The organism is Mycolicibacterium pulveris, assembly GCF_010725725.1.
Classification (GTDB): domain Bacteria; phylum Actinomycetota; class Actinomycetes; order Mycobacteriales; family Mycobacteriaceae; genus Mycobacterium; species Mycobacterium pulveris.
On record NZ_AP022599.1, the window covers coordinates 2,879,761 to 2,893,246 of the forward strand.

The 13,486-nt window shown below is 67.3% G+C and carries 14 protein-coding genes; 6 read left to right on the forward strand and 8 right to left on the reverse strand.

The window, feature by feature from the left end:
• Positions 1 to 32: 32 nt before the first annotated feature.
• From clpC1 to G6N28_RS13920, 4 genes are all read left to right on the forward strand, one after another.
• Entirely contained in the window at positions 33 to 2,576 is a 2,544-nt protein-coding gene (gene clpC1, locus G6N28_RS13905; RefSeq protein WP_163901149.1) for an ATP-dependent protease ATP-binding subunit ClpC, read from the forward strand.
• 211 nt (positions 2,577 to 2,787) lie between these two features.
• Positions 2,788 to 3,003: a CbtB domain-containing protein gene (locus G6N28_RS13910; protein WP_163901151.1), complete on the forward strand. Its 216-nt coding sequence runs from the start codon at positions 2,788 to 2,790 to the stop codon at positions 3,001 to 3,003.
• A gap of 3 nt (positions 3,004 to 3,006) precedes the next feature.
• On the forward strand, positions 3,007 to 3,807 hold the full coding sequence (locus G6N28_RS13915; protein ID WP_163901153.1) for a CbtA family protein: 801 nt from the start codon (positions 3,007 to 3,009) through the stop codon (positions 3,805 to 3,807).
• A complete protein-coding gene (locus G6N28_RS13920) occupies positions 3,804 to 4,355 on the forward strand; it encodes a histidine phosphatase family protein (protein ID WP_163901155.1) in 552 nt (183 codons plus the stop codon). Before G6N28_RS13915 ends, G6N28_RS13920 begins: the two co-directional genes overlap by 4 nt.
• A 138-nt stretch (positions 4,356 to 4,493) precedes the next feature.
• Here the strand turns inward: G6N28_RS13920 and G6N28_RS27080 are convergent, their stop codons facing one another.
• The 6 genes from G6N28_RS27080 to G6N28_RS13945 form a co-directional block, all read right to left on the reverse strand.
• Positions 4,494 to 4,781, reverse strand: a complete 288-nt coding sequence (locus G6N28_RS27080; protein WP_268950247.1) for an SDR family oxidoreductase — start codon at positions 4,779 to 4,781, stop codon at positions 4,494 to 4,496.
• A gap of 33 nt (positions 4,782 to 4,814) precedes the next feature.
• On the reverse strand, positions 4,815 to 5,345 hold the full coding sequence (locus G6N28_RS27085; RefSeq protein ID WP_235674566.1) for an SDR family NAD(P)-dependent oxidoreductase: 531 nt from the start codon (positions 5,343 to 5,345) through the stop codon (positions 4,815 to 4,817).
• Positions 5,342 to 6,880, reverse strand: coding sequence for an AMP-binding protein (locus G6N28_RS13930; protein WP_163901157.1), 1,539 nt, complete (start codon positions 6,878 to 6,880; stop codon positions 5,342 to 5,344). The genes G6N28_RS27085 and G6N28_RS13930 overlap by 4 nt, the downstream gene beginning before the upstream one ends.
• Positions 6,881 to 6,904: 24 nt before the next feature.
• Positions 6,905 to 8,011, reverse strand: coding sequence for an NDMA-dependent alcohol dehydrogenase (locus tag G6N28_RS13935; RefSeq protein ID WP_163901159.1), 1,107 nt, complete (start codon positions 8,009 to 8,011; stop codon positions 6,905 to 6,907).
• 20 nt (positions 8,012 to 8,031) lie between these two features.
• A complete protein-coding gene (locus G6N28_RS13940; RefSeq protein WP_163901161.1) occupies positions 8,032 to 9,300 on the reverse strand; it encodes a cytochrome P450 in 1,269 nt (422 codons plus the stop codon).
• Positions 9,301 to 9,450: 150 nt separating this feature from the next.
• Positions 9,451 to 10,737 carry a sensor histidine kinase gene (locus tag G6N28_RS13945; RefSeq protein WP_163901163.1) on the reverse strand — a complete coding sequence of 429 codons (1,287 nt, stop codon included), beginning with the start codon at positions 10,735 to 10,737 and terminating at the stop codon, positions 9,451 to 9,453.
• 82 nt (positions 10,738 to 10,819) lie between these two features.
• Between G6N28_RS13945 and G6N28_RS13950 the strand changes: the two genes are divergently transcribed.
• On the forward strand, positions 10,820 to 11,482 hold the full coding sequence (locus G6N28_RS13950) for a response regulator transcription factor (protein WP_179962080.1): 663 nt from the start codon (positions 10,820 to 10,822) through the stop codon (positions 11,480 to 11,482).
• A gap of 100 nt (positions 11,483 to 11,582) precedes the next feature.
• On the forward strand, positions 11,583 to 11,774 hold the full coding sequence (locus tag G6N28_RS13955) for a ferredoxin (RefSeq protein WP_163901165.1): 192 nt from the start codon (positions 11,583 to 11,585) through the stop codon (positions 11,772 to 11,774).
• 29 nt (positions 11,775 to 11,803) lie between these two features.
• On the opposite strand, the gene G6N28_RS13960 is transcribed toward G6N28_RS13955, so the two are convergent.
• Both G6N28_RS13960 and mhuD read right to left on the reverse strand, forming a co-directional pair.
• Positions 11,804 to 13,174, reverse strand: coding sequence for a serine hydrolase (locus G6N28_RS13960; protein WP_407665013.1), 1,371 nt, complete (start codon positions 13,172 to 13,174; stop codon positions 11,804 to 11,806).
• A complete protein-coding gene (gene mhuD, locus G6N28_RS13965) occupies positions 13,155 to 13,478 on the reverse strand; it encodes a mycobilin-forming heme oxygenase MhuD (protein WP_163901169.1) in 324 nt (107 codons plus the stop codon). Before mhuD ends, G6N28_RS13960 begins: the two co-directional genes overlap by 20 nt.
• Positions 13,479 to 13,486 lie beyond the last annotated feature (8 nt).

Here is a 13,486-nt window from a genome sequence, read left to right on the forward strand (position 1 = left end):
GTACCTATTTGATGGAGAGCAGGTAACCACCGATGTTTGAGAGATTCACCGACCGCGCCCGCAGGGTCGTCGTCCTGGCTCAAGAAGAGGCCCGGATGCTCAACCACAACTACATCGGCACCGAGCACATCCTGTTGGGACTTATTCACGAGGGCGAGGGTGTAGCGGCCAAGTCGCTGGAGTCGCTGGGCATCTCGCTGGAAGGCGTGCGCAGCCAGGTCGAGGAGATCATCGGCCAGGGCCAGCAGGCGCCGTCCGGTCACATCCCGTTCACCCCACGCGCCAAGAAGGTGCTGGAGCTGAGCCTGCGCGAGGCGCTGCAACTCGGGCACAACTACATCGGCACCGAGCACATCCTGCTCGGGCTGATCCGTGAGGGCGAAGGCGTGGCCGCCCAGGTGTTGGTCAAACTGGGCGCCGAGCTGACCCGGGTGCGCCAGCAGGTCATCCAGCTGCTGAGCGGATACCAGGGCAAGGAGACCGCCGAGGCCGGTACCGGTGGCCGCGGAGGAGAGTCCGGCTCACCGTCGACGTCGCTGGTGCTCGACCAGTTCGGCCGCAACCTGACCGCCGCCGCGATGGAAGGCAAGCTCGACCCGGTCATCGGCCGCGAGAAGGAAATCGAGCGGGTGATGCAGGTGCTGAGCCGGCGCACCAAGAACAACCCGGTGCTGATCGGCGAGCCCGGCGTCGGCAAGACCGCCGTCGTCGAGGGGCTGGCACAGGCCATCGTGCACGGCGAGGTCCCGGAGACGCTGAAGGACAAGCAGCTCTACACGCTGGACCTCGGCTCACTGGTGGCCGGCAGCCGTTACCGCGGTGACTTCGAGGAACGCCTGAAGAAGGTGCTCAAGGAGATCAACACTCGCGGCGACATCATCCTGTTCATCGACGAGCTGCACACGCTGGTCGGTGCGGGCGCGGCCGAAGGTGCCATCGACGCCGCCAGCATCCTCAAGCCGAAGCTGGCCCGCGGCGAGCTGCAGACCATCGGCGCCACCACGCTCGACGAGTACCGCAAGTACATCGAGAAGGACGCCGCGTTGGAGCGCCGCTTCCAGCCGGTGCAGGTCGGGGAGCCGACGGTGGAGCACACCATCGAGATCCTCAAGGGGCTGCGCGACCGCTACGAGGCCCACCACCGGGTCTCGATCACCGACGGCGCGGTGGTCGCGGCGGCCACGTTGGCCGACCGCTACATCAACGACCGCTACCTGCCGGACAAGGCGATCGACCTGATCGACGAGGCCGGCGCCCGGATGCGGATCCGTCGGATGACCGCACCGCCTGATCTGCGGGAGTTCGACGAGAAGATCGCCGACGCCCGCCGCGAGAAGGAGTCCGCGATCGACGCGCAGGACTTCGAGAAGGCCGCGCGTCTGCGAGATCAGGAGAAGCAGCTGGTTGCTCAGCGCGCCGAGCGCGAGAAGCAGTGGCGTTCGGGTGATCTCGACGTGGTCGCCGAGGTCGACGACGAGCAGATCGCCGAGGTGCTGGGCAACTGGACCGGTATCCCCGTGTTCAAGCTGACCGAGGAGGAGACCACTCGGCTGCTGCGCATGGAGGACGAGCTGCACAAGCGGATCATCGGCCAGGAGGACGCCGTCAGGGCCGTCTCCAAGGCGATCCGGCGCACCCGTGCCGGGCTGAAGGACCCCAAGCGGCCGTCGGGCTCGTTCATCTTCGCCGGGCCGTCCGGCGTCGGGAAGACCGAGCTGTCCAAGGCGCTGGCCGAGTTCCTGTTCGGCGACGACGACGCGCTCATCCAGATCGACATGGGCGAGTTCCACGACCGGTTCACCGCGTCGCGGCTGTTCGGCGCGCCGCCGGGGTATGTCGGCTACGAGGAGGGCGGCCAGCTCACCGAGAAGGTGCGCCGCAAGCCGTTCTCCGTGGTGCTGTTCGACGAGATCGAGAAGGCCCACCAGGAGATCTACAACAGCCTGTTGCAGGTCCTGGAGGACGGCCGGCTGACCGACGGTCAGGGTCGCACGGTCGACTTCAAGAACACCGTGCTGATCTTCACGTCGAACCTCGGCACCAAGGACATCTCCAAGGCGGTCGGCCTGGGCTTCACCCAGGGCGGCGGCGAGAATGACTACGAGCGGATGAAGCAGAAGGTTCACGACGAACTCAAGAAGCACTTCCGCCCGGAGTTCCTCAACCGCATCGACGACATCATCGTCTTCCATCAGCTGACCGAGGACGAGATCGTGCGGATGGTGGACCTGATGATCGGTCGGGTGGGCGAGCAGCTCAAGAGCAAGGACATGGCTCTGGAGCTGACCGACAAGGCCAAGCAGCTGCTTGCCAAGCGCGGGTTCGACCCGGTGCTCGGCGCCCGGCCGCTGCGCCGCACCATCCAGCGCGAGATCGAGGACCAGCTGTCGGAGAAGATCCTGTTCGAGGAGATCGGACCCGGCCAGCTCGTCACCGTCGACGTCGACAACTGGGACGGCGAGGGCGCTGGCGAGGACGCGGTGTTCACCTTCACCGGCACCAAGAAGCCGGCCAAGGTGGAAGAGCCGGACCTGGCTCAAGCCGGCGCGGCAGGCGCGACCAGCGCGGTCGAATAGCTCCATCACGCAAAGCCCCCGAACCTCGGTTCGGGGGCTTTTGCGTTGCCGGTGTCCCGGTTCGGCAGGCGATTGCTTACGATGTGCGGTGTAATCGGCAGGCAGAGGAATCTGGTGAGAATCCAGAACGGTCGCGCCACTGTGTCAAGTCAGACCCGATGCCTGTCGTCCGCCTCCAACCGGGACGCGAACTCCCCGAAAGGACACCGAAATGACCTCTCCTGAGGCCCGCAGGTCGATCGCTCCTGCAATCGACTTCTCCGCAGCCAAGGCAGTCGCCTGGCTGACGCTGACCGCGTTCTTCGCGCTCCTGGTGATCTATTTCGTGGGGATGGATCAGGGCGCGACTTCGGTGTTCGGCAGCAACACCGTCATTCACGAGTTCGTGCACGACGCCCGCCACCTGCTCGGCTTCCCCTGCCACTGACCGATGGAGAAGCAGATAATCGGGCGCGGCGTGCTGGCCGGCGCCCTGGCCGGGGTGGTCGCGTTCCTGTTCGCCCGGCTCTTCGTCGAGCCGGTGATCGAGCGGGCGATCGGTTACGAGGAGGGCGTCGGCGCCGCGCATGAGGCGCTCGGTGGCCACGGCGGACATCACCACCATGGCGGTGACGCGTTCGAAGGGTTCACCCGCGGCGTACAGGCCAACATCGGCATGGGCTTCGGGGTGCTGGCGTTCGGCGTCGCGATCGGCGCGCTGTTCGCCGTCGTCTTCGCGGTGACCTACGGGCGGATCGGCAACGTCTCGGCGCGCGTGCTGTCGTTGTATGTGGCCGGCGGAATGTTGTTGAGCCTGTTCGTCGTTCCCGCGCTGAAGTATCCGCCCAGCCCGCCCGCGTTGAGCCTGGACGAGACCATCCGCCAGCGCACGCTGCTGTACCTGCTGATGGTGGCGCTCTCCGCCGCGTTGTTGGTGGGCGCGGTGGTTCTGGGGCGCCGGCTCGCCGCGCGGCTGGGCGCCTGGAACGCGGCGCTGGTGGCCGCGGGCGGCTACGTGGTGGCCGTCGCCGTGGTGATGCTGATCCTGCCGACCATCGACGAGACGCCGGGGCCGCTGCGCGACGAGGCGGGCAACATGGTGTACGAAGGTTTCCCCGCCGACGTCCTCTACGAGTTCCGGCTGTACTCGCTGGGCACCCAGGTCGTGATGTACGCGACGATCGCGTTGGTGTTCGGTGCGATGGCGGCCCGGCTGCTGGAGTCCAAGCGGGAGAACGCCATCGCGGCATGACCGAAGTGGTCCGGCTGACGTTGGTGTCCCACGCCATGACCGATGCGATGGCGGCCGGCCGGTTTCCCACCGACGAGGCGCTCAACTCGGTCGGGCATCGTCAGATCGGCGTGTGCACCGAACTGGGTGTGGCCGACGTCGCGTTGTGCGCGCCCGAGAAGCGGACCCGCCAGACCGCGGATCTGCTCGGCTTGGCGGCGTCGGTCGAACCGCGGTTGGCCGACCTCGACTGCGGTCGTTGGCGAGGCGATGTGCTGGGCCGGCTGCCTCCGGACGATCTGGCGATCTGGTTGACCGACCCGACGCGCGCGCCGCATGGCGGTGAGACGGTCGTCGAGCTGGTCGATCGGGTGCGGGACTGGATGGACGGGCTGGCCGAGCGCCGCGGCCGGCTGATCGCGGTGACCCACCCCGCGGTGGTGCGCGCCGCCATCCTGGTCGCGCTGGATGCACCGCCGGAATCGTTCTGGCGCATCGACGTTGCGCCGGTGAGCCGTACGGTGATGCACTACCGCGGGCACGCCTGGACGCTGCGGTCAGCGCCGTAGGATCATCGCTTTCGGGTCCTCATCCAATGCCAAACAGTGGTCGCGATCGGGACGTACAGCGGGGACGGGACCATGGCGAGCACCGCCAGATGCGGCCCGTACTGCGACATGATGCTGACTTTCCTTCCCGCCCGGCGATCAATCGATAACGTCGGCCCGCGCGGCACTGCGGGTGCTGTCGAGCGCGCGGCTGATCGATCCCAGCCCGGACAGTCCGAGGCCGCCGTCGACGACGATGCGCGCGCCGGTGACGTAGGACGCCAGCGGCGAGGACAGCACGACGGCCATCGCGGCGACCTCGTGCGCGTCACCGAACCGGCTCAGTGGCACGGCCTCCGTCCACACCGCCGATCCGACCGGCTCCGTCAGTCGACGCATGCCCTCGGTCTCCCTGATCGGGCCGGGCACAAGCGAGTTCGACCGGATACCGAAGCGGCCCCCCGAACGCCAGGTTGGCCATCAGGTTGTCGACACCGGCCTTCGCCGCACCGACCTGAGATTGGTTGGCGAAGGGCAGATATGCCTGACCGGCCGAGATGAAAAGGATGCTGCCGCGAGTGGTTCGCAGGTGTCGAAGGCGGCCCGGGCGGTGTTGAAACTGCCGAGAAGATCGATGTCGACGACGGTGCGAAACCCGTTGGCGCTGATTGTCTCCGCGGAGGCGAAGAAGTTACCTGCGGCCCCGGCCACCACGGTGTCCAGGCGCCCGAATGTCTCGGCGGCCGTGTCGATCGCCTGGGCCAGCGACTTGTCGTCGCGGACGTCGGCGGCGACCGGCGCCACCCGCACGCCGTGGTCTCGCAGCTGAGACGCTGCGGCGTCCAGTTTCTCCTGCGAGCGGCCACAGATCGCGACGTCGGCTCCCACCGAGGCCAACCCGTGCGCGATGGCCAGGTTGATTCCGCTGCCGCCACCGGTGACGAATGCCGCCGTGCCTGCCGGCAACCCAGGGGACAACAGCCCCGACAGCGCGGACGTCGGTCCGGTCACTGCGCGACCGCCACGTAACGGTCCCGAAGTTTGCCTTTGACGAGTTTGCCTGTCGGGGTACGCGGTAGGTCGTCGACGAAGTCCACGGATCGGGGGGCTTTGTAGTGTGCGATGCGCGCCCGCGCATAGTCGATCAGCTCCTGCGCGAGTTCCTCGGAGCGCTCGACGCCCGAGGCGAGCTGGACGACCGCCTTGACCTGCTCCCCCATTTCGGCGTCGGGGACGCCGATGACGGCCACATCGTGCACGGCGGGGTGCAACGTGAGGGCGTTCTCGACCTCTTGGGGATAGATGTTCACTCCCCCCGAGATGATCATGAACGACTTGCGGTCCACCAGGTACAGATAACCCTCGTCGTCGACGTAGCCGAGATCACCCACGGTGGTCCAGAACGGATGCTGCGGGTGCTGGGCGGCGGCGGTCCGGTCCGGATCGTTATGGTAGTCAAACGGCATACAGTCCCGTTCGAAGTACACCGTTCCGACCGAACCCGGTGGGAGCTCACGGCCGTAGTCGTCGCAGATGTGCAGGATTCCCAGCACGCTTCGGCCCACGGATCCCGGGTGGGTCAGCCATTGCGCGGTGTCGACGAACGTCATTCCGTGCACTTCGGTGGCGCTGTAATACTCGTAGAGCACCGGGCCCAGCCAGTCGATCATCGCCTGCTTGACGTCCACGGGGCAGGGTGCGGCGGCGTGGATGACCGACCGCAGGCTCGACAGGTCATAGCGGCTGCGAACCTGCGGGTCCAGTTTGAGCATCCGCACGAACATCGTCGGCACCAGCTGGGTGACCGTGACCTGATATCGCTCGATGTGCGCCAGGGCTTGTTCCGCATCGAATCTCTTTGCCAGCACCACGGTTCCACCGAGCGCGTGCACCATGGCGCACCACCGCAACGGGGCGGCGTGATAGATCGGCGCGGGGGAGAGGTAGACGTCGGCGGCCGTGATGCCGTACAGCCGGCTCGCGATCGCGACGGTCGGGTCACCGGGCTCCTCGACACCGCGGTCGGGCAGTGCAGGCCGAATTCCCTTGGGAAACCCCGTGGTTCCCGACGAGTACAGCATGATCGCCCCGCACGGCTGTCGCTTCAGCCGCGGGCCCGCCGCGGCCAACGCCATCTCCAGCGAGTCGAACCCCTCGATCGGCCCGCCGAAAGCCATTCGCAGTTCGGGACCGTCGATCTGGGTGACGACGGATGCCGCCAACTCGTCGAGGGCCGCGGAGGCAATCAATGCCCGCGCACCCGAATCGCGGACGATGTAGGCGGCCTCCTGCGCCGTCAGATGGTGGTTGATGGCGGTGACGTACAGTCCCGAGCGCTGGGTTGCCCAGAGCACGACCAGCGCTTCGGGGCTGTTGTCGGACAGCAGCGCCACCACGTCGCCGCGGCGGAGACCGGCGTCGTGCAGTACTCGCGCCAGTGCTGCGGAGTCGTCATCGAGTTGTCGGTACGTCATTGTCGCCCCGGTCTCGGCGACGATGACGGCAGGACGGTCGGGCGCCTGCTGAGCGTGAGTGCCCGGGTACATCAAACCTCCGGTTGATCGCTTTTGTCAGAACCGGATCAGGCCACGCAGGTTCAGGCCGTTGTGCATGTCCGCGTAACCCTGGTTGACGTCGTCGAGGTCGTACTCGCGGGTGATGAGCTCGTCGAGCTTGAGCCGGCCCGCCTGGTACAGGTCGAGTATGCGGTGAATGTCGCTGCGCGGGTTCGATGAACCGAACAGGCAACCGCGGACCTGCTTTTCGTACAGCGTGAGATCGAACAGCGACATGTCCACGGCCGTGTCGGTGGGGTGGGGAATCGCGGTCATCACCACCCGGCCACGCTTGCCGACCAGGCTCAGCGCCTGCGCGACGTAGGCGCCTTCGGCGCTGTCGGTGGTGACGACACAGACGTCCGCCATCCCGCCGCGGGTCAGGTCGGTGATCAGGCCGTGTGCCTCCTCGACCGTCGCGGCGGCGTGGGTGGCGCCGAATTCCGTTGCGCGCTCGCGCTTGTAGGCGACGGGATCGAGAGCGACCACGTATCGCGCCCCGGCGAGCTTGGCACCCTGCACGGCGTTGATGCCGAGCCCGCCGACGCCCATCACCACCACGGTGTCGCCGTCGCGGGTCTCGCCGGTGCGCACCGCGGCACCGTATCCGGTGGTCACGCCGCAACCGACCAGGGCTGCCTTGTCCAGCGGAATGGTGTTGTCCACCTTGACCACCGAGGCGATCGGAACCACCGTGTACTCGGAGAACGTGCCCAGGACACACATTTGGCCGATGTCCTGGCCGCGGCCGTGGAACCGGAACGTGCCGTCGAGTTGCGGTCCGGCCATGATGGCGGCCCCGTACACACACAGGTTGCTGCGCCCGCGCGCGCATTCGGCGCAGCGACCGCACGCGGGAATGAAACTCAGCACCACATGGTCGCCGACCTCGACCTCGGACACCCCGGGCCCCACGTCGGCAACCACGCCAGCGCCCTCGTGCCCGCCGACCACCGGCAGGTTCATCGGCATGTCCCCGGTGACCAGGTGGTCATCGGAGTGGCACAGTCCGCTCGCGGTGAGTTTCACCAGCACTTCATGTTCTTTGGGACCGTCGAGGTCGAGTTCTTCGACCTCCCACTTCTGGTGCAGGCCCCACAGGACGGCGGCTTTGGTCTTCATGTGTGTTGATCCTTCGGTGGTCAGCTCTGTTCGGGGGTCCAGGTGGCCGGCAGGTTGTTGATGCCGTTGATGAAGTTGGCGACCTGGAAGTTCGGGTCGGGCGCGTGGATGTCGGGGATGCGGGTGTAGACCTCGGTCAGCAGTGACCGCAACATGGTGCGGGCCAGCGCCGCGCCCAGACAGAAGTGGGGACCACCACCGCCGAAGGCCAAGTGCGGGTTGGGGTTACGGGTGATGTCGAACGTGAACGGATCGTCGAAAATCTCCTCGTCGCGGTTGGCCGACATGTACCACAGCACCACCTTGTCGCCGGCCTTGATCTCGGATCCGCGCACGGTGACGTCCTGGGTGGCGGTGCGGCGCATGTGCGCGAGCACCGAAGACCACCGCAACACTTCCTCGACTGCGGAGTCCACTCGGCCGGGCACATCGGCCACCAGCAGCTCACGCTGCTGCGGGAACTTGGAGAACGTGTGGATCGCGTGCGCGGACGCGTGCCGGGTGGTGTCGTTGGCGGCGACCGCGAGCAGCACGAAGAAGCCCTTCAGCTCGTCATCGGTCATCTTCTTGCCGTCGAACTCGGCCTGCACCATCCAGGTCAGCAGGTCGTCGCCGGGGTTCGCGCGGCGTTCGGGGATGAGCAACCCGGCCGTCTCATGCAGGTCCATCACGGCGCCCGCGAACAGTTCGAGGGCAGTCTGGTCGCCGCGTACCTGGGGGTCGGTCCAGCCGAGCAGCCGCTGCGCGGCGTTGATCGTCTTGTCGTGGATCTCACCCGGGGGCAATCCGAAGAAGCTGCCGAAGATCCGCCCGGGCAGTTGCACCGACACCAGCTCGACGAAGTCGCCTTCGCCGAGGTGCGCCATCTCGGAGACCAGATCGCGGGCGTGGCCCTGCACCCAGGACTGCAGCCGGCGCATGTTCCGGGGCTTGAACGCGTCCTGGGTGATCCCGCGCAGCTGGGTGTGGCGCGGCGCATCCATTGCGATGAATGACTGCGCGATATGGATCATCTCGGGCGGAAAGTCCTCCATCGTGATGCCTTGCGCCGAGGAGAAGATCTCGGGATGGCGGCTGGCGAACCGGATGTCCTCGTATTTGGTCAGCGACCAGAAGCCCTTGGTGTTCTGTTCGGGTGGCAGCAGGTCCGAATCGGCGGGCCGACTCCACGGCACCGGGTTCTCGCGGCGCAGCACCGCGAACGCGGCGTCGCGTTCCTCGGGCGACTTGGCCCAAAAATTCTTGTCGCTCAGGTCGATATCGCGGTGGGTGGGGATGGCGGTGGTCATCAAGGGTGTCCTTTCCGGCGTCTCCGCGACGTGTGTGGTGCAGCTCACGTCACCGGTTGAGGCCAGTCTTGGACAGGGGACGGCCGAAAACCGCCGACCCGTGGGCCAACCCACGGTCCGCGCGGGCCAGTTCTTCGGTCCGCGCGGGCCTCAGCCGACCGGGACCGTGAACGAGGCCGTCAGTCCGCCTTCGCCCCGGGTGCTGAACTGCAGCGTGCCGCCGAGTGCGTCAACGATCTGCGCGACGATCCACAGCCCCAGCCCGGCCGTGCCACGACGATCAGACAGGCTGACGAACTTCGTGGTCAGCTCACCCAGATTCTCCTGCGGCACACCGGGTCCCCGGTCGACGATGGCGACGCTCAGTTGATCACCGCGGCGTTCGCACTCGACGTCGATCGGGCGGCCGCGGCCATGCCGGGCGGCGTTCTCGAGAAGGTTGGTCAAGATTCGGCGCAGCCCTTGAGCATCCACCTGGATCGCGGACACGTCGCCGCTTGTCGTCACATGCAGTCGCGGCGGTCTGACGCCTGCCGCGTCACCGGCTTCGTTGACCAGCTCGACCAGATCGATCCGACGGATCCGCCCGGACGAGAACGCCGGCTGCCGACTCAGATTCACGTCCGACAGCGCGTCGAGCATGTCCGAGAGGTGGCGGGCGTGCCGGCCGGCAAGTCGTATCGTCGTCTCCCGCTCCACCGGTTCCAGCTGGGCCGAGTCCACGAGTGCGCCCAGCGAGGCCACCGGAGTGCGGAACTCGTGCAGAAGCACTTGCAGTCCCTCCTGCTGGGCTTCATAAGAACGCAGCAGCCGGGCCCGCAGGTCGCGCTCCTCTTCGGCGGCGGCGTGCTCTGCCTCGGCCTCCACCAACGCGCGGACCCGCGACCGGTGTTCTCGTTCGACCAGTACCGAAAGGCCACCGGTGAGCACGGCGATGAACACCAGATACAGCGCCCACCACAGCCCCTGCGTCGCGGCGGGCAGACCAGCGCTGTCCCTGGGACCCGACACCAGCACGACCGCCAGGTAGCCCACGCCGACAAGACCGGCCAGCACCAGGCATTCGGGCAAGGTCAGCCGCGCCGCCGACGCCACGACCACCAGGACAAGCACCACCACCACCGGGCTCGACGTTCCGCCCGTCAGCCAGATCAGCGCAAGCGTGAGCGTCGCGTCCAAGGTCGACACCAGCCAGGCGTAGCGGGTGCGGCGCAACTCGAGGCTGGGCCGCGCCATCAGCACCGCCGAATAGCCCAACGCCGCGGCCAACACAAGCCCGAGCACCAAGGGGTATCGGCGCAGCCACTCCGGGCCGACCGCGACCAGCACCACGATGGACACCACGACCGCGACCCGGACCGCGACCACCACGCGCGCCAGCCAGTACTGGTCACCGGAGGGCCCCACCAGCGACCGGAGGCGACGCGTGGTTCCCACGATCCCGACCTTAGGCACCGTCTGACCCTCTCTCGACGGAATTCGGCGACGCGCCCGAGAACTCGCAGCTACCATCCGGCCGATGACCCGCAAGCCCTACGTCGTCGTGATCGTGGACGACCACGAACTTTTCGCCGAGGGCTTGGAACTGTTGTTGACCCGCGACTGGGGTGAGCTGTTCGTCATCGGCGGCCGCACGACGTTCATCGAGGAAGCGGCCGAACTCGCCAGTTCCCGCGACGCGGACCTCGCGATCGTGGACTTGTCCATGCCGCCACTGGGCGGGGTGGCCGCGATCCGCCACATCAAGTCCCGTCACCCGAGAACCCGGATCCTCGCTTTGAGCGGCACCGACGACTTTCAACTGGCGGAGGAGGCGCTGCGCGCCGGCGCGGACGGCTTCCTGTCCAAGACCGTACGCCCGGAAGCGCTTGTCGGACCGTTGCAGACCATCGCGTCGGGGCTGCGGGTGCTCGACCCGGCTTTGCTGGACGCGCTGCTGTCCAACACGCGCAGGCCCGCCGCGGACGTCTTGGCCGCGTTGACTCCGGCGGATCTGAAGCTCTGGTCGCTGTTGTCGACGGGCATGGAGACCGCGGACATCGCCGCCCGGATGGTGGTGTCGGAGCGCACCGCCAAGCGGATGATCGCGTCACTGTTGAAGAAACTCGGCGTCGGCAACCGGATCGCGGCGGCCGCGCTCGCCGGGCGATGCGGCCTGCTGGACGATCTCACCGATCGGTGATGCCGCAATGGCACGCTGAGGCCAAGGTTGGCGCGTTCGGGCCCGCCCGGCATCGTTGCGCCGGTCGATACTTAAAGGCGGCAACCGAATTGGAGGAGCCGTGCGCATCACCGTCGACTTCAACTTGTGCGAGGGGCATGGCCAATGCCTGATGGCCGCCCCCGAGGTCTTCGACCTACCCGATGGATCCGATCAGGTCGTCGTTCTCGATCCCAACCCACCGGAAAGTCAGCGCGACGCCGTCGTGCGGGCCGCCGCCATGTGTCCGGCGCAGGCGTTGCGCGTCGACTGACGTCGACCACGCACTTGCGCGGCCGTAGGTCAGCCGGTCGGCACCAGCTCGAAGGCCTGATGGGCGATCGACAACAGCCAGCCCGCCGCGGTCGGGCTGCGGAAGCGCGGCCAGTTGAGCTGAAAGCTGACGACCCACGGCTGCCCGGTGTGGTCCATTGCGTACCAGCTGAACGTCAAGTCCCCCGGCAGGTTTCCGCCCTTCGCGCCGACGTAGGTCCATTTCGACTCGTCGAGCTCGATGCCGGGGATGGCCGAGAGAATCTCCTTGACCGGCGCCGCCTCGCCCACCGCACCGGCTTGCAGCGCGGCGTGCACCCGGCAGATGTCCTCGGCGCTGCCGTACCACTCCGCGCCGAACTCCGACGCCGGTGTGTGGGTGCGCTCCGGATCCGGTTGGTACGGACGCGAATTCGTCTGCTTCAGCAGGGCGGCCCGGCCCTCCCGGGATGCGCTTTTCCACTGCTCGCGCAGATCGGGTTTGCCCCAGCCGACCGAGAACAGCTCGTGCATCGTGGGGAACGGGGTCATGCTCGCCGGGTCGTGATGGCCTGCGGTGACCAGCGCCCGCTCCACGGCGCCGGTACCCACCCGAGCGATGAGCAGGTCGGTCGCCATGTTGTCGCTTGCCGAAATCATCTGCTGGGCTGCGGTTCTCACCGATATCCGAGCACCGGCCGGCAGCTGCTCCAGGTTGGACGAGCCGACGTCCTTGGCCCGTTTCGTGACGGTCATCGATTCGTCCCAGTCCAGCGTGCCGTCCTTGACCGCCTCGGCGACGGCAAGCAGCACATACAGTTTGAAGATCGAGGCCAGCGGCAGCGACAGGTCGGTGTTGGTTCCGGCGACCACGGTGCAGTCACGGGCGCCGAGATCCACTTTGGACGCCTGGTAGGAGTAGCGGGCACCGGATTTCGTCAACTCGGCGTCGACGTCTGACCAGCTGCCGATCGCCGGTGGCTGCAGCGACACGTCGAGTCGGTCGACCATGCCTGCGTCGTCGGTGCGCAGGGAGATTTCCTGCTCGACGCCGTAGGACGTCACGACATCCAGCGTCGCCTGCCCCGCGCCGACGTCGACGCCCGTCACGGTGAACGGCCGGTCCCACCAGATCTTGTCGAGCTGCGCCACGATGTCCTCGACCTCGTCGGGCGCGGCGAGGGTGCGCACGCCGACCTCGCCGATCGGCCAGTCCGAGTTCAGCATGTCCATCGTCTGCTTGGCCCGCAGACCGGGTGGGGTGTTGATCTCGATCGGCACGCCGTACGCCGCGTCGGCCGGTTCGGACGCGGTCGGCTCGAGCGCGGGTTGCGTGCATCCGGCCAACGCCACGACGAGCGCGACTGCCAGGCCGGTCGCCTGGCGCGGGTCGGGCCTGCCGCTATTTACTGCCACCCGCAACGTCAAGGACGACCTCGAACTCCAGTAGGGACGCGCCGGTGGCCACCGGGTTGGCCTGCTGGCCCTTGTGCGCCTCGATGGCGGGGCCGGTCGCCCACGCCTGAAACGCCTCTTCGGACTCCCACTGGGTCACCACGAAGTAGCGGTTCTCGCCCTTGACGGGCCGCAGCAGCTGAAAGCCGAGGAAGCCGGGCTGGTTGTCGACGGCGTGGGCGCGGTGAGCGAATCGTTTCTCCAGTTCTGGACCCGCGTTCGGAGGGACCTCGATTGCGTTGATTTTCACCACGGGGTTCTGGCTCGACATGCGCATCA

What these genes read in the sequence shown, in the direction of transcription:
- clpC1 (WP_163901149.1), top strand. Translation starts at nt 33, where the DNA reads ATGTTTGAGAGATTCACCGACCGCGCCCGCAGGGTCGTCGTCCTGGCT.
- G6N28_RS13910 (WP_163901151.1), top strand. Translation starts at nt 2,788, where the DNA reads ATGACCTCTCCTGAGGCCCGCAGGTCGATCGCTCCTGCAATCGACTTC.
- G6N28_RS13915 (WP_163901153.1), top strand. Translation starts at nt 3,007, where the DNA reads ATGGAGAAGCAGATAATCGGGCGCGGCGTGCTGGCCGGCGCCCTGGCC.
- G6N28_RS13920 (WP_163901155.1), top strand. Translation starts at nt 3,804, where the DNA reads ATGACCGAAGTGGTCCGGCTGACGTTGGTGTCCCACGCCATGACCGAT.
- G6N28_RS13930 (WP_163901157.1), bottom strand. Translation starts at nt 6,880, where the DNA reads ATGTACCCGGGCACTCACGCTCAGCAGGCGCCCGACCGTCCTGCCGTC.
- G6N28_RS13935 (WP_163901159.1), bottom strand. Translation starts at nt 8,011, where the DNA reads ATGAAGACCAAAGCCGCCGTCCTGTGGGGCCTGCACCAGAAGTGGGAG.
- G6N28_RS13940 (WP_163901161.1), bottom strand. Translation starts at nt 9,300, where the DNA reads ATGACCACCGCCATCCCCACCCACCGCGATATCGACCTGAGCGACAAG.
- G6N28_RS13950 (WP_179962080.1), top strand. Translation starts at nt 10,820, where the DNA reads ATGACCCGCAAGCCCTACGTCGTCGTGATCGTGGACGACCACGAACTT.
- mhuD (WP_163901169.1), bottom strand. Translation starts at nt 13,478, where the DNA reads ATGTCGAGCCAGAACCCCGTGGTGAAAATCAACGCAATCGAGGTCCCT.